We start from the raw sequence: 19,486 nt of genomic DNA on the forward strand, positions 1-19,486 counted from the left end.
ATTAAGCCGTGGCTGGAGCCTCGATCGGGAAGTGCTTCTCGACCACTTCGTAGAACTCGCCAGGGCTGGCAACGTTGGCCACATGCTTGCGGAAGTGGCGTGCCCCGGACTTGCCCTGGGCGTAACAGCAGGCGAACTTCCGCATCAGCAGCGTTCCCTTGCTTTCGCCAAATCGCCGCACCACCAGGTCGTAATGCTTGAGCATGCAGTCCCGCTGCTCGACCAGGGTTGGCTCTGGCGGGATTGGTTTGCCGGCGATCGCCGCGGCCGCTTGAGCGAACAGCCAAGGGCGCCCCAGGCACGCTCGAGCGATCATCACGCCGTCGACGTCAAAGTTACGAAACGCTCGGTAAACCTTCTCGGCCGAATCGAGGTCGCCGTTGCCGATCAGCGGGATCTTCTTCAGGTGCGATTTGATCTCAGAGATACGCTCCCAGTCGGCTTCCCCTTTGAAGAACTGCGACGCAACCCGGCCGTGCACGGTCAAGGCCGCGGCACCACTCTCTTCCACCACGTGGGCGATGTCGTTGGCATTGATCGAATCCATCGAGCAGCCCAGGCGAATCTTCGCCGTGACCGGCGTCGGAGCACACGCCTCGACCAGCTTCGAGATGATCTGCCCCATCCGCTCTGGGACTCGCAATAGATACGATCCGCTGTGAGCCTTTTCGGTGACCTGCTTCACAGGGCAACCGAAGTTGATGTCGACGACGCTCACTTTGAACTCTTCAACCAGGCGGCGCCCCACCTTGGCCATCACGTCCGGCTGGTTATCCCAGATCTGAACGGCCAGTGGACGGGCCTCGTCTTCGACACCCCACAAGCGCTCAGGGAACTCGGCTTCGTTTTCATCCAACCAATGAAACCCGCGGGCATTGACCATTTCAGTCGCCAAGAGCCCCACACCGCCGTATCCGCGCACGATCTGCCGGAATGCATAGTTGGTGAAGCCCGCCATGGGGGCCTGCAGAATCGGCGGATCGATGACCATATCGCCGATTTTCAGCGGCGGCACTTTCAGGTCTTCAGTGGTCGGCTCGATGCCGGTCAGGTCGAATTGATGCGGAGTATCCATGGGCTTTATCGTTTCCCACTCAGCCGAAATCGTCAAGTGGCAAACTGGAAAGCCGCAAAGGACTTAGAACGCCCGCCTACGGAATGCGGCTTGGGCTGATCGAACCGCTCGAGGGGCTGCTGTAGGCCTGCGGAGGTGTCGACCAGCTGGTATTAGGCATCGTCGACGTGGCCGGAGGAGCCAACGTGGTGGCTGGGGCGGACTGAACCGGGACCACTTCGGTCACCTCGTTGACGTGCATACCGCGCATGTAAGGGTTCGTGCTGCTACTGGACGCCGTCGTACCTGACGCGGTCGTTGCGGAAGGAGTCGTCGCTGGCGTACTGGAAGAGGTCGACATGTTCACCTCTTCGGTATAGCTGGCCGGTACGACGCCGCCGCTGCTGCTATTACTTGGCGCAGACTCGCTCACACTACGCCACTGCTGCTGACCGTAGCTTGAAGGAGGCTGAGTCGTCGGAGCCGTATTGGGCGGCGGCGTAAACTGAGCAGGCGGATTGGTCTGATAGCCACCTTGAATGGTCGGAGCCTGAGTAGCGGCTGGCCCTTGATAATAAGGAGCCGTCTGGGCAGGCTGCCCATAGGTTTGCGTACCAGGAGGGGGAAGACGCTGCGGTCCGTAGACGGCAAAAGGATTCATCTGCGACTGCTGGTTTTGGCAGCCGGCCATCAAGAGCAATAGAAAGCTTGCAGATACGAGGCTTCTCATAGGAAATCCTTTTCCGGATACGGCATCCATTTTCCGGCATCCTGCCAGGGAAATTGCCATCCTCCCGAAATCAAACCATGGCGTCAGCGCACAACGAACTGGCTGACGGCGGGGGGAGGTTACCAAAGACTGCTAGCCAGCAGCAAGACGAATTGCGGAAACCTGAGAGAAATCTCTCAAGTTTCCATGCAGCCAGTCCGAGCGATCATGTCGTCTGCAGTTCCAACCAGATGCGATCAAACCGGCGTGCTATCAGATCCTCTTTCTGGATGAGGAAATAGATCCTTCCTTCGCTACCCCACGTGAAATTGCCGTCATTGGGGTCTGAGTCAACCTGTAATAGGAGTCGCCAAGGCAGCGTATCTTCTTCGAGGGCCTTACTACGCTTGGGGTAAGGGTTCTCGATTTCCGCCTCACCCTTCATCAAGCTATCAAGGAAAGCATTTGCCTCTTCGATCGAAACCTCCTCGTCATCATCTTCCTCGCCGAACGGATCGTGAAGGTCGTCCATTGGGCTTTGAATCACATCGGCATGCCCCAGAAAGCGGTTGCAAGGGAAACCAGCTGGAACCAACTTCTCTTTGAGACGCTCGTAGGCGGCGAAACGCGGCGAGTCGAATTCATCGTAGCCGACGTACTCGGCAGGCAACGTCAGCTCGACCTCCGCCTCCAGCGACCAATGCTCGCTGAGGACATAATCCGGATCGAAGCCATCAGGCACCGTGGCCGGATGTAGATCATCCCGCGGGCAGTCGAAGTACATCACCCGGAAGCGATCTTTCTCTTTGGGCTCCATCCCCCACGGTTGCCCCTTCACATCGTAGAAGAAGTAGAGCCAACCGGTCGTTGGAATTGCCGGATCGATGCGTGGTAGCTTGGCGAGATCAAGCTGGGCGATAAAGTCCAGCGGAAGCGGCTTGCCGAGTGGAAGATCATGACCGCAGCAATCGGTGTCACCTTCTTGCGGCTCGAAATAGGGCCACTGAAAATGGGCAGGCACATCCGGCACGCCTGCCATACGCGAGGCACCCAAAGAATACGAGGTAGGAATTCTCTCCCCCTCAAGCAAGCGAATCGACGGACGTGCGATTCGCTTGATCTTGTCCGCATCAAGTGCCGGCTCTTCGGCCAGCAGCTGATCTAACTTCGCCTGAAGCGACTCAAATGAATATTCCATAGCCCAAACCTAGCAAATCCAGGTGAGCCACGAAATCAGGCGTTAGTATGAATTATTAACGACCTTCGGAGATTGAACGGCAACCGATTCCCCCTCGGCGTCAACGACCTTCATCGCTGGCTCGGTCGAGCCTTCGTCGATCGGAGTATCTTGATCGACGTAAGGATTCACGACAACCTGCGGTTCCGGAATCGACCGTTCGGCCACGTATGAAACGCTCGGCGAGTACGACGAAATCGGGTACGGACTCATGCCGTAAGGGACGGCCACGTTGTGCGAGTAGTAGACGGGCGGATGCATCGCATAATATGGGGGCATCGGCAGATAGCCCAGCGAGCGATTGAGGGAGTAGGGGCCCCACGACCAACGGTTGCCGTACCCTAAGCCACAGTTGTTTCCGAAGCCGACCGATGAAGTACTATGGACGATGATGTTACCATCGGCCATCGCTTCGCGAGTCGAAATTAAACCTGCGGTCATGGCCGCAGCCAGCAGCACGAGCAGTACCTTGCGCATCTCAGAACACCTTGCGTGATCAACCCGATGAACCCCTCCCTGGCAATTCAATCCATATAAATCCACCCTAATTACGCCCCCAAACGAACGCAAATTCATTTGCCGGTTTTGAACACGTGCCCGATCCCCATATAGATCTGACATCTTTGATCCGTCACGAGGCCCACCAGCTGGGCTTTTCGGCGGTGGGCATTTGTCCGGCCGTAACCCCGACGGGCCTGAGCCGTTTTCACGACTGGCTGGACGCCGGCTACGCAGGCCAGATGCAGTATTTAGAAGACCGCCGCGATGCGTACGCCCATCCCAAGCATGTGCTCGACGGCGTACAAAGCATCGTGATGCTGGCCCTCAATTACAAAAGCGAGCCCATCCCGCCGCTTGCAAGCGGGCAGGGGAGGGTGTCACGCTATGCGTTCGGCGAGCTCGACTACCACGACTGGATTCATGCCCGGCTCAAGCAACTCAAGAAGGCGATCGCCCAGAGAGAGCCGGAAGCAAACGTTCGCGGCGTGGTCGACACCGCGCCCCTCTTAGAACGCGAGTTCGCTCAGCTGGCCGGCCTCGGCTGGATCGGCAAGAACACGATGCTGCTCAACAAACAACTGGGTAGCTTGTTCTTCTTGGCCGCGATCCTGATCGACCGGGAACTGGTGTACGACGACCCTCACAACGCCAGCCATTGCGGCACATGCACGGCCTGCCTGACCGCTTGCCCGACCGACGCGTTCCCCAGCCCTGGAGTGCTCGATGCCACGCGGTGCATCTCGTACCTGACGATCGAACTTCGCGACGAGATTCCTACCGAGCTTCGAACCGGGATGCACGACTGGGTGTTTGGCTGCGATGTTTGCCAGGACGTCTGCCCGTGGAACAACAAGTCGCCGGTCTCGTCGCACGAGGCCTTCTACCCGGCCAGCGACCGCGCACCGTTCGAACTTCGAAGCTTGTTCACGATGACTGACGACGACTTTCGGGATCGCTTTCGCAAGACGCCGCTATGGCGAACCAAGCGGCGGGGCATTCTTCGCAATGCGGCAATCGTGCTGGGCAACCAGCCGCATGAGGACAATGTGCCACCCCTATCACGCGGGCTGGCGGATGAAGAGTGGCTCATCCGCGGCGCGTCGGCCTGGGCGCTGGGAAAGCATCCTCAGCAGGAAGCTTTGCAGCTACTGGCACAGCGGCTAACGGTCGAAGAGGACGAGCACGTCCGCCGCGAAATCGAGACGGCACTGGCTAACCGGCCGAGCAGTTGACCTGCTTGTTGTGGATCTCGCCGGACAGGTACTGCCCTGGCTGATCGACCGCGTAGAACTCGTCGCGAATCGCTTCCCAGTCCGACATCTCGCGGATCCGCACGAACTTGGCTCGTACGTCTTCCACTTGCGGATGCAGGAACGAATACTTCACGCCGAACTTGCGGAAGTTGGTCATTGCTTTGTTTTCGCCGTACAACTCGACCACCAGGCGGAGATGCTCTTGGATGATCTCTAGCTGCTCGAAGGTGGTCGGCGGAGGCGGCAGCGGCTCGCCGGCTGCCAGGGCTCGGGCTTGCTGGAAGATCCATGGATTGCCGATCGCACCCCGGGCCACCGTCACGCCGTTGACGCCGGTTTCGTTCATCATGTCGAAGCAGTCCTGAGCCGAGAACAAGTCGCCGCTGCCCAGGATCGTGCGATCCCCCACATGCCGCTTCACTTCGGCCAGGAACTCCCAGCGACTGGGACCGATGTACCGCTGCTCGACCGTACGGCCATGCACCGTGATGGCGTCGACGCCGATCTCGAACGCGCCGTCGAGGATCTCGAAAAACTTATCGCGGCTCTCCTGGGTATCGTCGATTCCGCGACGCATTTTCACGGTCAGCGGCATATCATTGGGCACGACATCGCGCGTGCGGCGAACGATATCCAAGGCCACGTCCGGCTGGCTGAGATGAAACCCGCCACGGCAACGCCCCAGGACCTTCTTCACCGGGCAGCCGAAGTTGATGTCGATCACGTCGAAGCCAGCTTCGACCAGTTTGGCAGCCCCGGCGGCGAACTGCTGTGGCTCGGCCCCCATCAATTGCCCCCCGACTGGGTGTTCTTCCTCAGCGATCGCCAAAAAATGTCGATTCTTTTTTCGGTCGTTCAGCTCGACCAAAAACTTGTCGAGCATCACTTCGCAGATGGTGTAAGGGGCACCCAAACGACGCGCGATGACACGCATCGACATATCGCTGTACCCCGACAGGGCTGCTTGTACGAGCGGGAAATCAAGTTCTAAATTGCCAAGTCGAAGGGCCATTGGGCCGTTATAACCTCGAAAATCAGTCTAATCGGTTTACTTTATCAACAGGATATCAACTGACCCGCAGGCGAGTAGTGCGACTTTCCGCCAACTGCCGGTTTTGTATCAAGAGATAGTTTTCGCTCACCGAGGAAATTTTCAACTTCAGTAAAGACCGCCCAATGGGTGGTCGATAAATGGTCACACAGAAGTGTTTCTTTCGTTGACTTACCCCAGCCAGAAACATTCGTGAGCACATGTCGCTGGTTTCTGAGATCACCAGCGACGCGAAGGGGTCGAATGGTTACCTGCCCCAACCGTTCGGCCCCGTTTTTATTTCTTGACCGATCTTAATGCAGGATCGGGCAGACGTCGAACCACTGACGTTTGTGCTCTTCCATCCAGTCGTTCGATTCGTTTGGTCCCCAGTAGCCGGTTTCGTAAAGGTGCAGCGTGGGGGCCTCGGCCGAACGCCAGGTCTGGATGATCGGGTCGATGATTCCCCAGGCCAGTTCCACTTCGTCGCTACGAGCAAACAGGCTGGCATCTCCTTGGATGGCATCCAGCAGCAGACGCTGGTACGCGTCGGGCATTTCGCCTTGGAACTCTTTGCAGAAGCGGAAGTCCAACGGGCTGGTCCGAGTCATCATGCCCGAGTCCGGCACCTTCGTCTGAATCTGCAGCTGAAGGCCTTCGGCAGGCTGAATCTGCATCACCAGGCGGCACGCGTCGACATAGGACCTCTGACCGAAGAGTGCATGCGGCGGATGACGATATTGGATGACGATCTGGGTGGTGCGGCACGACATGCCTTTGCCGCTACGCAAGTAGAACGGCACGCCGTTCCAGCGCCAGTTATCGACCCACAACCGTAGTGCTGCGAACGTTTCGGTCTGGCTATCTTTGGGCACGCCTTCTTCCTGGCGGTAGCCAGCGTATTGGCCACGCAGCGTTTCCTCGGCGATCTCCTCTGACGACATCGGGCGGATGGCCTGCAGCACCTTCACCTTTTCATCTCGTACCATGTCGGCGTCGAAACGAACGGGGGCTTCCATCGCCGTGACCATCAGCAGCTGCAAGAGATGATTCTGGAACATGTCTCGCAGGACGCCGGCTTGATCGTAGTAGCCACCGCGGCGTCCCACTACCACTTCTTCAGCCACGGTGATCTGCACGTGGTCGATGTAATTACGATTCCAGAGCGGCTCGAAGATCGAGTTCGCAAACCGCATCACCATCAGGTTCTGAACCGTTTCTTTCCCCAGGTAGTGATCGATGCGGTATACCTGCTCTTCGGGGAAGACGCGGTTAACGTCCGAGTTCAGCTTTTTGGCCGTGCCCAGGTCGTAACCGAATGGCTTTTCCAGCACGATGCGACGCGGGCCTTCGTCCTGGTTAGCCAGGCCGGACTCGCCGAGTTGATCGATCGCGGCGATATACAGCCGAGGTGCCGTCGACAGGTAATAGACGCGTTCGGCCGGTCCGGCTTCCAGTTCTTCCAGCAGCGACTTCAGCCCTTTAAGGTCGTCCAGTTGCGTCAGATCACCGGGGTGATAGTAGATGTTCGCGGCAAACTCGTTCCACGACTCTTCTTCAAACTTCGAGTTGGTGAACTTCTGCGTGCTCTTCTTCAACTCGTCACGCCAGGCATCGTGCGAAAACTCGGTTCGCGACATGCCCACAATCCGCGTCCCCTCAGGCAGACGCTTCTTTTTCGACAGCAGGTACAGAGCCGGAATCAGTTTCCGGCTGGTGAGATCCCCAGAAGCACCAAAGATGACAATCGTATGAGACATGGCTATTCCTGTTCCGCTCCTGGTCCGTACTTCCTGGTGAGTTTTCCCTTAGTCCAGCTCAACTGCAACCCATTGTGGTGATTCTTCCCCTCGTTCGACAACCAAGTAAAGCAAATAAACATGGCCTGGTGGCAAATTTAAATCTGCTGGCTCATAACGTTGCTGGTCATAAACGAGGGTAGATTTCTCAGGGTTCAAAGAATCATCGGGGTGAAGTGTGGAGACTTTGAGAAACCCAACGATCTGAAATTCACCTGTTATCGAATCTCCCACAATAACCCGGTTACGAATATCAGGACTGATTAACAGTGTATCGAGCGTAAACCGTTGGGGCGGCTTCTCGCGAGGTATCCAAATCGCAAAAGCGATTGCGATAACGCCCACGAGAATAAGTATGACTCTTAGTGAAAGCTGCCACTTTTGGCGGGGCTTATCCACGCTGATATCGTCTCCACATGGTCAATGATTCTGACGGATGGAATGCACACAGTGCTAGTGAGACGTTCGTGGGGCGAGTCTCGATGTTTTGTCAACTAAAACCGCATCGCCGTGAAACCGCCGTCGACGTACACCGTGGCACCGGTGACGAAGCTGCCGGCTGCTTGCGACAACAGCAGGATCGAGGTGCCGACCAGTTCTTCGGGTTCGCCGAAGCGGGCCATGGGCGTTTGGCCGATGATGTTATCGACGCGTTCTTTGTCGAGGATCTTGCGGTTTTGCTCGGCCGGGAAGAAGCCAGGGCAGAGCGTGTTGAATCGCACGTTCTGGGTGGCATACTCGCGGGCCAGGTTCTTGGTCAGGTTCTCGACGGCCGCTTTCGAGGCCGAGTAGGCAAACACCCGCGAGAGCGGCAAGTGAGCCGTCACGCTACCGATGTTCAGCACGGCGCCGCCTTGCTCCTGCTTGGCCATCGTCGGAGCGAAAGCCTGGCAGGCGAGGTGCGTACCGGTGAGGTTGGTATCGAGGACGCGCTGCCAGTCTGCGTCGGTGATCTCTTCGTAGGGAACCGAAGAGTTCACGCCGGCACAGTTGACCAGCATGTCGACCCGACCGAACTTTTCCAGGCACTTGTCGCGAAGCTCGGCCAGCGAGTCTCGCGAGAGCGTGTCGGCGGCGATGAACTCCGCCTTACCGCCGGCTGCAATGATCCGATCGGCGCGGCTTTGTCCTCGCTGGGGATTCAGGCCACTGACGACCACGGTTGCTCCGGCTGCGGCCAGACCTTCCGCAATCGCCCCACCCAGGACACCGGATGCCCCGATGACGACGGCGACTTGCCCGTCGAGTCCGAACATTTTGGTTAGAAAATCAGTTGCCATGCTGGCTATCGATCTTTTTTCTAGAACTCCCAGGCACCCAAGGTGGCCTGGGAGTTTATGGCAGGAGAGTTAGAAATTCGAATCGCTTAGCGGGAGCAATTAGGACTTTGGCTCGCGACGACGCTGAATCCACTCGGCGTGGAAGGTACCTTCCTTGTCCGTCCGCTGGAACGTGTGAGCACCAAAGTAATCGCGTTGGGCCTGCAACAGGTTGGCTGGCAACCGGTCGTTGCGGTAGCCATCGTAGTAGGCCAATGCTCCGGCGAATGCTGGGGTCGGAACACCCAGTTCAACGGCCGTCTTAACCACAGCTCGCCAGCCATCTTGTCCCTTGGTGACCGCTTCGGTGAAGTACGGATCCAAGAGCAGGTTTTCGAGGTTGGCGTCTTTGTCAAAAGCTTCCTTGATACGATCGAGGAACTGGGCACGAATGATACAGCCACCACGCCACAACAGGGCACAGTCGCCATAGTTCAGGTCCCAGTCGTGCTCGGCCGATGCGGCTTGCAGTTGCACGAAACCTTGAGCATAGCTGCACAGCTTGGAAGCGTACAATGCTTCGCGAACCTGCTCGATGAACTTGGTGCGGTCTTCGGAAGTCTTGCCGCTAGGGCCGGTCAGCACCTTGCTGGCACGGACGCGGGCTTCCTTGGCAGCCGACAAACCGCGAGCGTACACGGCGGTCGTGACCAGGGTGCTTGGCACGCCCAGGTCCAGAGCCAACTGGCTCATCCACTTACCGGTACCCTTGGCACCAGCGACATCGAGGATCTTGTCGACCAGGTAACCTTCGCCGTCGTCATCCTTCACGCTGAAGATGTCGCGAGTGATTTCGATCAGGTAGCTTTGCAGGTCGCCGCTGTTCCATTGATCGAACACTTCGTACAGTTCGTCGTTGGTCAGACCCAGACCGTGCTTGAGCAGGAAGTAGGCTTCGCAGATCAGCTGCATATCGCCGTACTCGATGCCGTTGTGCACCATCTTCACGTAGTGACCGGCACCGCGAGGACCAACCCATTCGCAGCAAGGAATGTCTTCGCTGGGACCAACCTTGGCCGAGATAGCCTGGAAGATTTCCTTGATGTGCGGCCAGGCAGCTTCGCTACCACCAGGCATCAGGCTCGGGCCTTTCAAGGCACCTTCTTCACCACCGGAAACACCGGAACCGACAAACAGCAGGCCCTTTTCTTCGACGTACTTGGTACGACGTTCGGTGTCGGCGTAGTGCGTGTTACCACCATCGATGATGATGTCGCCTGGTTCCATCAAAGGAAGCAGTTCTTCGATCACCGCGTCGACAGCTGGGCCGGCTTTGATCAGCATCATGATCTTGCGAGGACGCTTCAGCGAAGCAACCATCTGCTTCAGGTCATGGCAACCGATAAATTGCTTGCCGGCGGCACGACCTGCAATGAATTCATCCGTCTTCTCGGTAGTTCGATTGTAGACGGCTACTTTGTAACCGCGGCTTTCGACGTTCAGGGCCAGGTTTTCGCCCATCACGGCGAGACCAATCAAACCAAAATCGCAGGAAGCATCGGACATGATGTTTCTTTCCTCTGAGAATTAACGGGATTCAGTTGTATTCATAGTGCGGTGTAGTGGGCCGCCTTGTTTTGCTTAGTCGACGACTGGCCAGCTTGGCTTTTCTGGCAGGTAGCGGTCGAATTCTTCGAGCAGCGCCTTTTGGTAATCACCGGCAAACTCGAGCTTCAGGAACTTGTCGATTCCTTCGTCGTAGAATCGCTTCCAGCTGTTTTCTTCGTCGCCTGGGTTGATCGGGTAGAACAAGCAATCGTTGGCAACGGCGGCTTTGTAGTCGCCAGGGGCATCGCCAATCATCAGCGTTTGGTTCGGCTTGTACTTAGTGGCATTGGTCAGCGTTTCCTTCTTGTTACCAGCTTCCTGGCCGCAGATTTCGGTCACGTACTGACGCAGATCGTGCTCGGTCCATTCATCGTTCAGAGCATCGTTTGGCGTGGCCGAAACAACCAGCATGTCGGCTTTGCCAGTCAGCTTTTCCAGGCACTTGCGAACCGAAGGGAAGGGGGCCACGCCGCGAACCATACCGGCGACCGTTTCGTTAACGGCCTTGGACCACTTCAAGCAGTGAGCCAGGTCCGGGTCGTTCGATTCGGCAACCTTGGCTTCCAGAGCTGGGTTACCGAGCTTGGTTTCTTCGGCGATCCACTTCTTAAGCGACTGGGGAATGGTGATCTTCGCGCCGCGTTCGATCACTTCCGGACGCTTCTGCAACCATTCCATTGCTTCGACCAAAGCAGGAAAACGGTTGATGCCGCGGCTCTTGGAGTAGAGATTCACGAACTCGGCGGCTTCGCGAGCGTACTTGCTGACGCCTTGCAGTTCGTAGTAGTTGATGATGTTGGGAATAAAGCATTCTTTATGCTTCAGTTCCATCGTGTCGAAGACGCAACCATCCGAGTCAATGCCGACAAGAAACTCTTGCTTCGGTTCAATCTGGTAGACCATGGTTGTTCGTTCTCGCTATCGGGTTAGATGGTGGATGATGGGGTGCGATTCGACGCGTATTTACTTCTTCGGAGCTTCCTGGCGATCGGCCTGTGGCACGTACGCTGGCAGCTTTTGTTCAGCATACAAGTTCTGCAGGCGGGTCATACGCTGACGACCATCGATCATCGGCAGACTGACCATGCCTTCGCCCAACAGCGGCTTGGCATATTTGACGAACTCGTCGGTGACATCGTAACCGCTTGGTGCGATCCAATCCTTGGGGAAGGTACGTTCGCTGTTAGCGACTTCCGACAGAGGTGCCTTGTCGTAGCGAACGCTGTAGACGTCGCCTTCGTTTCGCAGGATGGTCGACATGTAGCCAGACTGACCGGTCGAGGCCAGAACGGCGGCCATTTCACCAGCGTGATAGGCTTCGTCCAGGTCGACCGACGAGGCATAAGCCATCGCGTGACGCTGGTCGGTACCGCTCACATTGCAGCGAGCCGCACCCTTAACGGCAAGGCCGTTGTCGTTGAGGTAGTTGGTGACGATCTGAGCGACCGTGATGTTACTGGCGCTGAAGCTGGTATGACCGAACGAGTCCTTACGGGCACCGATGTCACCGACGTCGAAGCCTTCGCTGAGGACCACGATGCAGCGGCCATCTTGCTTGAGTTGCTTATTGACGTTCTCGTGCAGTTCTTCCAGCGAGCACGGCGATTCGGCCATGTAGATCTGCAGCGGCATTTCGCGTTTGGGGTCGGCCAAACGTGCAGCGGCTGGGATGTAACCGATCTTGCGGCCCATGGCCTGCATGACCAGCACCGGGTCGGCTGGCGAGCTACCGCGGTTTTCTTCGTTGGCATACTGAATCATGTGCATCCAGTACTTGGCCGTCGATGCGTAGCCAGGCGTGTGGTCGATCAGCTTGAACTCGCTATCGCCGACGTCGTTATCGATCGTCTTAGGACCACCGATACCCACCATATCAAGGCCACGATCTTGGGCCATCTTGGCGATCTTGTTGGCGGTGTCCATCGAGTCGTTACCGCCGATGTAGACGAAGTAACCGATGTTGTGAGCCTTGAAAACTTCCATGCAGCGATCGAAGTCTTCGTTCTGCCAATCCTTCAGCTTGTAACGGCACGTACCGATGGAACCGGCAGCCGGCGTGTAGCGAAGCAGCGAGATCTCTTCGGCTGGCTGATCGGTCAGGTTGATCAGTTCTTCTTTGAGAACGCCTTCGATCCCGTGGTGGGCACCATAGACGGTCCCAATGTTGTCCGTTTGCAAAGCCGCTTCCACGAGACCGCGAAGGGTGTTGTTAATTACCGGACTAGGACCACCACTTTGGGCAACAATCAAGTTCTTCTTGGTGCTCATGCTTTCCACCGATACGCAATGGGGACCGTCTGCGCCTTCCTACTTCCAGATCAGGTCGGCAAGATAGGGTAAACCGCGAATTTTACTAGACATGACAGCAACCGGCAATGAGGTGCCACCGCGGCAAACTAAGCTCCTTTGCCACTTTTGGTTTGGCATTTCAGGCCCCAAGATGCATGCCTGAACAGCGGTAGCCAACACTATAAGAACCGGTAATGGGGCGATGGGTAACGAGCCACTCTGCCCAATGATGAGGCTAACGGGAAATCGGTCGCCACCAACCCGAGATATAGGGTGCAGAGGACCGTCATCGTGAGAAGCGAACCCGGCCGTCGAACCATAGCAAGTTCGACGGCTTGCGGGCCTTCGTGTTCGCTCAAGCTTGGCGAGAACTAATCGACCGGAGCGTCGTTTTGTTCCATCAATGCACTGAAGTACATGACGAACTTCCCGCTCCGCTTATCGCGTTTATCGATCATTTGCATCGCGGCGTTGAGCAAATCGCGACGGCTTACCTGACCGATCAGCTTGGTCCCTTCCAGAACCGGCAGTCGACGATAAGGAGTGGATAGAAAGATCTGGGCGCAGCTAAGCCAATCGGTATCGGCAGTGATCAACCGAGCGATGTCGGTGTTCATGAATGCCCCGACACGGTTCGAGGGAAGCTGCGAATAGGCGGCGTCTAACAGAAAACGCATCGAAGTCTTTTCGGAAAAGATCCCCAAAAAGTTTCCTTCACTGTCCACCACCGGAGCGCCGGAAATCCGATAGTGCAACAGTTTTCTGATGGCGGCCAAGGCGTCCTCATCCGGGCTGAGGGTAATCAACTTGGTAGCCATGAAGTCGCGCGCCGTTAGCGTCGGTGCGGTAGGCGCATGTGTCGAAGTCGGAATCGACATGCAAAGTTCCTCCTGCGAGAAGTGGGGTTAAGACCACGCAGCAATGTCAGACGAGACCTTCATTCTACCGGACAGAAAGCTAAATTTTCCACCCTTTTTTGTTACGCCTGACAAAAACGAGTGGTTAAGAAGGTCGCAACTCCCATGCCTTTTCTGGGAAATACTTTGTGAAAAAAGGTTCAGATTGACGGCTTATAAAACACGCGATACCCTTGAAATAGGGAGTTTTTCAGGAAGATGCTCCCTATTCGTGGCCTTAACTCGGAGACTATTTCGATGATTCGCCCCGGCGATGTGGTCGTCTATACGAAGACTAAACACACCACGAGTCCTGGTCCCAGGGCTCACGACATCGAGCCGGAGTCTCGCGGGGAATACTACACCTACGCGGTAGACAAGTATTGGATTGTTGAAAGCGTAGAGGCCGATGGCATTACTTGCCGCACCCGACGTGGGAAGAGCCACCGTATCGCCCCGGACGATCCGCGTCTGCGACCGGCGAACTTCTGGGAGAAGATCTTTCTGCGAAGCAAGTTCCCCTCGCCAGCCTAACGTGCACACGCCAACAGAAAACGCCGCGAATGATCGCGGCGTTTTTTATTGGGTCTATCGCAACTGGATTGGCGTTATTTGCCTTCCAACTGATCCTGCATCGCCTTGAACTGGGTCGCCATGCGACCAGGGCTGCCCATGATGTTGTAACCGGCGTCGACATGCATGATCTCGCCGGTGATACCGCCAGCCAGGTTCGACAGCAGGAAGGCCCCGGCGTTCGAGACTTCTTCCATCGTGATATTGCGGTTCAGTGGCGAAACGGCCGCGTACAGGTCGAGCATTTCCTTCGCCCCCACGGCACTGCTGGCCAAGGTCTTCAGCGGGCCGGCACTGATCGCGTTGACGCGGACGTTGTACTCGCCCATGTCGAACGAAAGGTACTTCACGATGCTATCCAGAGCCGCCTTGCAGACGCCCATCATGTTGTAGCCAGGCACCGCTTTTTCGCCGCCAAAGTAGGTCATCGCACAGACCGAAGCCCCTTCGTTCAAGATCGGCCGAGCTGCATTGGTCAGGGCGATCAGGCTGTAAGCACTGATGTCCATGGCCATCTTGAAGCCTTCGCGGCTGCACTCAACGGTCGGCACACGCAGGTCATCCAGCGAAGCGAACGCCACCGAGTGCAGCAGGAAGTCGATCTTGCCCAGCTCGCTTTCGGTCGTCTTGATCACTTCGGCGATGTTTTCGTCCGACTGAACGTCCAACGGAACCAGGAACTTGGCCTGCTCGTAGTTGTCGGTCAGCTGCGAAACGCGGCGACGATTCTTCTTTCGTGCATCGTCTTCACGGTCTGGCAGGTGAGTGAAACCGCACTCGCCCCCTTCTTCCATAATTTTCTGGGCGATCCCCCAGGCAATCGAATTTCCGTTCGCTACGCCAACGATCAGGCCTTTTTTACCAGTGAATAGTCCCATCGTTCTCTACCCTGGGGAAACATGTCTTCGCGGAATTGATGAATGTCACGCGACCGATTTTCTCAAAATCGCGCAGCGTTTAGGATAACGACATTCGGCCTGCCGCAAAAGGCGACCCAATCGGCACTCGTTTACGCCAAGGTCTATAGCAGCCGAAATACCCCAAAATTGCAATCCAAACTATTGATAAGGAAGGCGCTGGCCCATGTCGCTTGAAGGAAAAGTCGCTCTGGTTGTTGGTGGTGGTACCGGTATTGGCAAGGCAATTGCCCTGTCGCTGGCCGCCGATGGAGCGAAGGTCGCCATCGCTGGCCGTCGATTTGAAGTCCTCGAGCAGGTCGCTGCCGAAAGTGATGCCGAAATTCACTGCCACAGCGTCGATGTCTCGGACCGTGCCAGCGTGAAGGGGCTGTTCGAGTTCGTTTCGAAGACCCTCGGCTCGCTCGATATCCTGGTCAACGCCGCCGGCATCAACATCAAAACCCGCAGCATGGCCGAAATGACCCCAGAGCAGTGGGACCAGGTCATGCAAATCAACGCGACCGGCGGCTACAACCTGATGTACGAGGCCCTGCCTCCGATGCGCCAACGCAAGGATGGGCTGATCATCAACATCTCGTCGATCTCCGGTAAACGAGCCTACGCCCTGGGGGGCATCGCCTACTGTGCTTCCAAATTTGCCATGACCGCCCTGGGAACTGCGGCCGGAAACGAAGTCGCCGCCGATGGGGTCCGCATCACCAACATCTACCCCGGCGAAGTCGAAACGCCGATCCTCGAACAACGTCCCGCCGCGCCCACGGCCGAGCACCGTGCCCGGATGCTTCAGCCGGAAGATTTTAGTGAGGTCGTCCTGTCGATATGCCACCTGCCAGCTAGAGCTCACGTGGCAGAACTGATTATCAAACCGACGAAACAGGAATATACTTAAACGCTTACTCTTCCTAGCGACGCCGTAACCAAATCGCGAGCAGTGAATCTCAGAGAGAGCGAATCACTGCTCGCTCAATGGAGACTCGTCATGTCGTTCGATCCTGAATATCACGAAGACGCCCCCACCAAGGAAGACATCGGGCAAACCACAGGGAAGGTCGTACTCGACTTCGGTGCCAACTGGTGCCCCTACTGCCAGGAAGTATCCCCGGCACTGCACTCACTGCTAAGCGAGGCCGACAACGTCCAGCACATCCGCGTCGCCGACGGCAAAGGCAAACCCCTGGGGCGATCGTACCGCGTCAAACTGTGGCCGACGCTGGTCCTTCTGAAGGATGGAAAACCGGTCGCTCAACTGGTGCGCCCATCCGCCGATACCGCCACGAGGGAACTGGCTGCCTTCCTGGAGCCGTGAAAAACGCGTGACCGCTACGTCAGGCTGCGTTACACTTCGAGCGATGCCCGATGCCCCACACTGATCGAACCACTCACTCTAACGTGACCAGCGTTTCGCCTGACTCCGCCGCCCCAACAACTGCCCCGCGCCGCCGATGGCATGCGGGCGCGATCATGTCCACGCTGCTGGCCTTCGCGTTTGGCAGCTTCCTCAACGTACCCGGCGAACCGGTCCTCGTCCCTCAAATTCTCGATGGTGGGCTGGGAGCCCCGCACTACTTCTTTTACGAACAAAATGTTGTCCACGGCTGGCCACTTCGTTTTCTACAACACCTGGGGCAGCCTGTGTCCAAAAGCCATTGGGGAGAACCATTGAGTCCCTGGGGCATTGGAGGTGATCCCGAAGTCACCTGGTGGAAGCTCACCGCGAACATGGTGGCGATCGTTCTGGGATCGCTCCTACTGGGCTGGCTCGTCAATCGCCACATTAAGAAATATGGCTATCGCTTCACGCTGGGAAACGTCGCCTTATTTCTTCTAGCCATCAGCTGTGTGCTGGGATATGGCACCTATCGCTATCGGCTTCAACAGGATCAACTTCGCGTGATCGTTCCCCCAGGCATCGCCACCGAAACTTTATATTTGGAGTGGGAGCCGTTTGGCCCCTACTGGCTGCGTTCGCTCACCGGGGAAAAGTTTTGGGAATGGGGCGATCGGCTGATGGCCATTGAACCGCTTCACTCGGAGGACATCGAGTCCTTCCCTGGAAAGTCGACCGTTGTCGTCATGCGTCCCAGGAAAATCGATTTCGATGACCCGCCTTCGTTCGAGGGCTACCATCGGCTGAAAGCCATCGAACTTTACTTCGCTGAACCCGATGGAGAATTAGACAGCAAGGCCGAGATGAAGCTCTTGCTGCGTGAAATTGCAAAGTGCCAAACCCTGGAAGGGCTAAGCTTCGACTTCTATGACGTGAAGGATGACGATCTGGCAGAGCTGAGCACGATGCCCAATCTGATCCACTTGGTTCTGTCCGAAAACCGAAATATCACCGATGCCGGCCTGGTTCATCTGGCTTCGATCAAGTCCCTCGAGGAACTTGGCCTCCAAGGGACCGGCGTCACTCAGGAAGGTGTGGACAAACTTCAAGCCGAACTGCCCAACTGCGAAATCTTCTGGAAAGGCATGTCGGACGAATAATCCGACAGCTACCGCGTCGCGTCGCTCACCACTCCAAACACGATCATCCCAATGCACGACAGATTCATCAGCGTGGCCAAGCCCCCCAGGATGATCCCGATCCAGGCGTGAACCGATCCTTTGACCGCTGGATTCTGGGCCTTCTTGCGGAGCCCCATGATCCCCAGGATGAAGGCCGGGATCGAGGCGAAGATGCCGATCACGGGGAAAAGCCCGACAATCGCCAGATAATAGGCGGCCAGAGCAGCCGGGTTCTTATAGGGGATCAGACCGCCCGTGCCGTCTCCGGAGGTATCCAGCGGCTTGACGCCTTCGGACGATTCCAAGTTTGGTTCAGGCGAATTGTACGGATTCGATTCATTCATCGCTGGGCCTTTGTCATAGATGAGCTGGCAATCGGAGACCTACTTCGCTCCGACAAGCCTAATTTTGCCTGATTGGCGTGCTGATTGCGATATCTGTATTGATGGATTTCGTCAGGATCTGTGCCCGTTGACGAAGTGGAGGCGCTTTCCGACAATTCAATATTCTTTCCGGGGCTTGGGTATGCTCTGGGGGTCTCACTAGGTCTCAACCACGACGTTGGCATGAACTTAATCAAGCAGAACGATCCCGAAGTTTGGGCAGCAATCGAAGCCGAACAGGTCCGTCAGGCCGACGGCCTCGAAATGATTGCCTCGGAAAACTACACCAGCGCCGCCATCCAACAGGCTGTCGGTAGCGTGCTGACCAACAAGTACGCCGAAGGTTACCCTGGACGTCGCTATTACGGCGGCTGCGAACATGTCGACGTGGTCGAGCAACTGGCCATCGACCGAGCCAAGCAGCTGTTCGGTGCCGAGCACGCCAACGTGCAGCCGCACGCCGGCAGCCAGGCCAACTTTGCCGTCTACCTGACCGCCGTTCAGCCAGGCGATACGATCCTGGGCTTGGACCTGGCCCACGGTGGCCACCTGACGCACGGCATGAAGCTGAACGTCAGCGGCATTCTGTACAACTTCATCAGCTACGGCGTCGATCGCGAAACGCACCGCTTGGACTTCGACACGATCGCCAAGCTGGCCAAAGAACACAAGCCGAAGCTGATCGTCGCCGGTGCTTCCGCCTACCCGCGTGAGATCCCGCACGAAAAGTTCGCCGAGATCGCCGAAGATGTCGGGGCGAAGCTGTTTGTCGACATGGCTCACTATGCCGGCCTGGTCGCTGGCGGCATCCACAACAGCCCGGTGCCGTACGCCGACTTCGTCACGACGACCTGCCACAAGACGCTGCGTGGCCCCCGTTCTGGTCTGATCCTGTGCAAGGAAGAGCACCAGAAAATGATCAACCGCAATGTCTTCCCCGGCACGCAAGGCGGCCCGCTGATGCACGTCATCGCCGGCAAGGCCCTCTGCTTCCAGGAAGCCTTGCAGCCAGAGTTCAAGCAGTACGCCCAGCAAGTGGTCGACAATGCTAAGACCCTGGCCGACGCGCTGATGGCCGGCGGCCTGAAGCTCGTCTCCGGCGGCACCGAAAACCATCTCATGCTGGTCGACGTCACCGCCGTGGGCACCACCGGCACGGCTGCTGAAAACGCCCTGGGTGCGTGCGGCATCACCGTCAACAAGAACATGATCCCGTTCGACGAGCGCAAGCCAATGGACCCCAGCGGCGTACGAATCGGAACGCCAGCCCTGACGACTCGCGGCATGAAGACCGACGAGATGAAGACCATCGGCGGCTGGATCCTGGAAGCGCTGAAAGCTCCTGAAGACGCCGCCATCCACGGCCGCATCCGCAGCGAAGTCGCCAAGATGTGCGAGCAGTTCCCTGTGCCAGGGCAACCAGTTGAACTGCACTAAAGTCGACAGGCATCGCTAAGCAACGCGTGT

20 protein-coding genes are annotated in these 19,486 nt (G+C 57.2%); 6 read left to right on the plus strand and 14 right to left on the minus strand.

Annotated elements, in window-relative coordinates; genetic code table 11:
• Window position 1: 1 nt before the first annotated feature.
• From dusB to PSR63_RS00280, 4 genes are all read right to left on the minus strand, one after another.
• Window positions 2-1,075, minus strand: coding sequence for a tRNA dihydrouridine synthase DusB (gene dusB / locus PSR63_RS00265; protein WP_443111074.1), 1,074 nt, complete (start codon window positions 1,073-1,075; stop codon window positions 2-4).
• A 76-nt stretch (window positions 1,076-1,151) separates the two neighbouring features.
• Complete coding sequence (locus PSR63_RS00270; RefSeq protein ID WP_274329721.1) at window positions 1,152-1,784, minus strand: hypothetical protein; 633 nt, start codon at window positions 1,782-1,784, stop codon at window positions 1,152-1,154.
• A gap of 205 nt (window positions 1,785-1,989) precedes the next feature.
• The gene (locus tag PSR63_RS00275; protein ID WP_274329723.1) at window positions 1,990-2,961 is read right to left on the minus strand and encodes a YwqG family protein; all 972 of its coding nucleotides are present in this window, start codon (window positions 2,959-2,961) and stop codon (window positions 1,990-1,992) included.
• 42 nt (window positions 2,962-3,003) lie between these two features.
• Window positions 3,004-3,477 carry a hypothetical protein gene (locus PSR63_RS00280; protein WP_274329725.1) on the minus strand — a complete coding sequence of 158 codons (474 nt, stop codon included), beginning with the start codon at window positions 3,475-3,477 and terminating at the stop codon, window positions 3,004-3,006.
• A 146-nt stretch (window positions 3,478-3,623) separates the two neighbouring features.
• Between PSR63_RS00280 and queG the strand changes: the two genes are divergently transcribed.
• Complete coding sequence (gene queG / locus PSR63_RS00285) at window positions 3,624-4,733, plus strand: tRNA epoxyqueuosine(34) reductase QueG (RefSeq protein WP_274329727.1); 1,110 nt, start codon at window positions 3,624-3,626, stop codon at window positions 4,731-4,733.
• Here the strand turns inward: queG and PSR63_RS00290 are convergent.
• The 8 genes from PSR63_RS00290 to PSR63_RS00325 form a co-directional block, all read right to left on the minus strand.
• A complete protein-coding gene (locus tag PSR63_RS00290) occupies window positions 4,714-5,766 on the minus strand; it encodes a tRNA dihydrouridine synthase (RefSeq protein WP_274329729.1) in 1,053 nt (350 codons plus the stop codon). The two genes, queG and PSR63_RS00290, sit on opposite strands and share 20 nt — an antisense overlap.
• A 332-nt stretch (window positions 5,767-6,098) precedes the next feature.
• Entirely contained in the window at window positions 6,099-7,544 is a 1,446-nt protein-coding gene (gene zwf, locus PSR63_RS00295) for a glucose-6-phosphate dehydrogenase (protein ID WP_274329730.1), read from the minus strand.
• Between the two features lie 48 nt (window positions 7,545-7,592).
• Window positions 7,593-7,982 (minus strand): hypothetical protein, encoded by a 390-nt coding sequence (locus tag PSR63_RS00300; protein WP_274329732.1) that lies wholly within the window; start codon window positions 7,980-7,982, stop codon window positions 7,593-7,595.
• 95 nt (window positions 7,983-8,077) lie between these two features.
• Window positions 8,078-8,863 carry an SDR family oxidoreductase gene (locus PSR63_RS00305; RefSeq protein ID WP_274329733.1) on the minus strand — a complete coding sequence of 262 codons (786 nt, stop codon included), beginning with the start codon at window positions 8,861-8,863 and terminating at the stop codon, window positions 8,078-8,080.
• Between the two features lie 99 nt (window positions 8,864-8,962).
• Window positions 8,963-10,408: a decarboxylating NADP(+)-dependent phosphogluconate dehydrogenase gene (gene gnd / locus PSR63_RS00310; RefSeq protein ID WP_274329734.1), complete on the minus strand. Its 1,446-nt coding sequence runs from the start codon at window positions 10,406-10,408 to the stop codon at window positions 8,963-8,965.
• 75 nt (window positions 10,409-10,483) lie between these two features.
• Window positions 10,484-11,353, minus strand: coding sequence for an HAD family hydrolase (locus PSR63_RS00315; RefSeq protein WP_274329736.1), 870 nt, complete (start codon window positions 11,351-11,353; stop codon window positions 10,484-10,486).
• A 60-nt stretch (window positions 11,354-11,413) separates the two neighbouring features.
• Window positions 11,414-12,718, minus strand: coding sequence for a diphosphate--fructose-6-phosphate 1-phosphotransferase (locus tag PSR63_RS00320; protein ID WP_274329738.1), 1,305 nt, complete (start codon window positions 12,716-12,718; stop codon window positions 11,414-11,416).
• A 392-nt stretch (window positions 12,719-13,110) separates the two neighbouring features.
• Window positions 13,111-13,617 (minus strand): CBS domain-containing protein, encoded by a 507-nt coding sequence (locus PSR63_RS00325; RefSeq protein WP_274329740.1) that lies wholly within the window; start codon window positions 13,615-13,617, stop codon window positions 13,111-13,113.
• A gap of 276 nt (window positions 13,618-13,893) precedes the next feature.
• Between PSR63_RS00325 and PSR63_RS00330 the strand changes: the two genes are divergently transcribed.
• The gene (locus tag PSR63_RS00330; RefSeq protein WP_274329741.1) at window positions 13,894-14,169 is read left to right on the plus strand and encodes a hypothetical protein; all 276 of its coding nucleotides are present in this window, start codon (window positions 13,894-13,896) and stop codon (window positions 14,167-14,169) included.
• A gap of 74 nt (window positions 14,170-14,243) precedes the next feature.
• Here PSR63_RS00330 and PSR63_RS00335 read toward each other — a convergent pair whose 3' ends face one another.
• Window positions 14,244-15,086 (minus strand): enoyl-ACP reductase FabI, encoded by an 843-nt coding sequence (locus PSR63_RS00335; protein WP_274329742.1) that lies wholly within the window; start codon window positions 15,084-15,086, stop codon window positions 14,244-14,246.
• Window positions 15,087-15,291: 205 nt separating this feature from the next.
• On the opposite strand from PSR63_RS00335, the gene PSR63_RS00340 reads away from it, so the two are divergent.
• The 3 genes from PSR63_RS00340 (at window position 15,292) to PSR63_RS00350 (ending at window position 17,615) form a co-directional block, all read left to right on the plus strand.
• On the plus strand, window positions 15,292-16,017 hold the full coding sequence (locus PSR63_RS00340; protein WP_274329744.1) for an SDR family oxidoreductase: 726 nt from the start codon (window positions 15,292-15,294) through the stop codon (window positions 16,015-16,017).
• Window positions 16,018-16,107: 90 nt separating this feature from the next.
• A complete protein-coding gene (locus tag PSR63_RS00345; protein WP_274329746.1) occupies window positions 16,108-16,434 on the plus strand; it encodes a thioredoxin family protein in 327 nt (108 codons plus the stop codon).
• Between the two features lie 50 nt (window positions 16,435-16,484).
• A complete protein-coding gene (locus PSR63_RS00350; RefSeq protein ID WP_274329747.1) occupies window positions 16,485-17,615 on the plus strand; it encodes a hypothetical protein in 1,131 nt (376 codons plus the stop codon).
• Window positions 17,616-17,623: 8 nt separating this feature from the next.
• Here the strand turns inward: PSR63_RS00350 and PSR63_RS00355 are convergent, their stop codons facing one another.
• Window positions 17,624-17,980 carry a DUF4190 domain-containing protein gene (locus PSR63_RS00355; protein ID WP_274329749.1) on the minus strand — a complete coding sequence of 119 codons (357 nt, stop codon included), beginning with the start codon at window positions 17,978-17,980 and terminating at the stop codon, window positions 17,624-17,626.
• A gap of 222 nt (window positions 17,981-18,202) precedes the next feature.
• On the opposite strand from PSR63_RS00355, the gene glyA reads away from it, so the two are divergent.
• Window positions 18,203-19,456, plus strand: coding sequence for a serine hydroxymethyltransferase (glyA, locus tag PSR63_RS00360; RefSeq protein ID WP_274329751.1), 1,254 nt, complete (start codon window positions 18,203-18,205; stop codon window positions 19,454-19,456).
• The last annotated feature ends 30 nt before the right edge of the window (window positions 19,457-19,486 follow it).

This window comes from Bremerella sp. P1 (assembly GCF_028748185.1).
Taxonomy (GTDB): Bacteria; Planctomycetota; Planctomycetia; order Pirellulales; family Pirellulaceae; genus Bremerella.

What these genes read in the sequence shown, in the direction of transcription:
- dusB (WP_443111074.1), bottom strand. Translation starts at nt 1,075, where the DNA reads ATGGATACTCCGCATCAATTCGACCTGACCGGCATCGAGCCGACCACT.
- PSR63_RS00270 (WP_274329721.1), bottom strand. Translation starts at nt 1,784, where the DNA reads ATGAGAAGCCTCGTATCTGCAAGCTTTCTATTGCTCTTGATGGCCGGC.
- PSR63_RS00275 (WP_274329723.1), bottom strand. Translation starts at nt 2,961, where the DNA reads ATGGAATATTCATTTGAGTCGCTTCAGGCGAAGTTAGATCAGCTGCTG.
- PSR63_RS00280 (WP_274329725.1), bottom strand. Translation starts at nt 3,477, where the DNA reads ATGCGCAAGGTACTGCTCGTGCTGCTGGCTGCGGCCATGACCGCAGGT.
- PSR63_RS00290 (WP_274329729.1), bottom strand. Translation starts at nt 5,766, where the DNA reads ATGGCCCTTCGACTTGGCAATTTAGAACTTGATTTCCCGCTCGTACAA.
- zwf (WP_274329730.1), bottom strand. Translation starts at nt 7,544, where the DNA reads ATGTCTCATACGATTGTCATCTTTGGTGCTTCTGGGGATCTCACCAGC.
- PSR63_RS00305 (WP_274329733.1), bottom strand. Translation starts at nt 8,863, where the DNA reads ATGGCAACTGATTTTCTAACCAAAATGTTCGGACTCGACGGGCAAGTC.
- gnd (WP_274329734.1), bottom strand. Translation starts at nt 10,408, where the DNA reads ATGTCCGATGCTTCCTGCGATTTTGGTTTGATTGGTCTCGCCGTGATG.
- PSR63_RS00315 (WP_274329736.1), bottom strand. Translation starts at nt 11,353, where the DNA reads ATGGTCTACCAGATTGAACCGAAGCAAGAGTTTCTTGTCGGCATTGAC.
- PSR63_RS00320 (WP_274329738.1), bottom strand. Translation starts at nt 12,718, where the DNA reads ATGAGCACCAAGAAGAACTTGATTGTTGCCCAAAGTGGTGGTCCTAGT.
- PSR63_RS00325 (WP_274329740.1), bottom strand. Translation starts at nt 13,617, where the DNA reads ATGTCGATTCCGACTTCGACACATGCGCCTACCGCACCGACGCTAACG.
- PSR63_RS00330 (WP_274329741.1), top strand. Translation starts at nt 13,894, where the DNA reads ATGATTCGCCCCGGCGATGTGGTCGTCTATACGAAGACTAAACACACC.
- PSR63_RS00335 (WP_274329742.1), bottom strand. Translation starts at nt 15,086, where the DNA reads ATGGGACTATTCACTGGTAAAAAAGGCCTGATCGTTGGCGTAGCGAAC.
- PSR63_RS00340 (WP_274329744.1), top strand. Translation starts at nt 15,292, where the DNA reads ATGTCGCTTGAAGGAAAAGTCGCTCTGGTTGTTGGTGGTGGTACCGGT.
- PSR63_RS00345 (WP_274329746.1), top strand. Translation starts at nt 16,108, where the DNA reads ATGTCGTTCGATCCTGAATATCACGAAGACGCCCCCACCAAGGAAGAC.
- PSR63_RS00350 (WP_274329747.1), top strand. Translation starts at nt 16,485, where the DNA reads ATGCCCCACACTGATCGAACCACTCACTCTAACGTGACCAGCGTTTCG.
- PSR63_RS00355 (WP_274329749.1), bottom strand. Translation starts at nt 17,980, where the DNA reads ATGAATGAATCGAATCCGTACAATTCGCCTGAACCAAACTTGGAATCG.
- glyA (WP_274329751.1), top strand. Translation starts at nt 18,203, where the DNA reads ATGAACTTAATCAAGCAGAACGATCCCGAAGTTTGGGCAGCAATCGAA.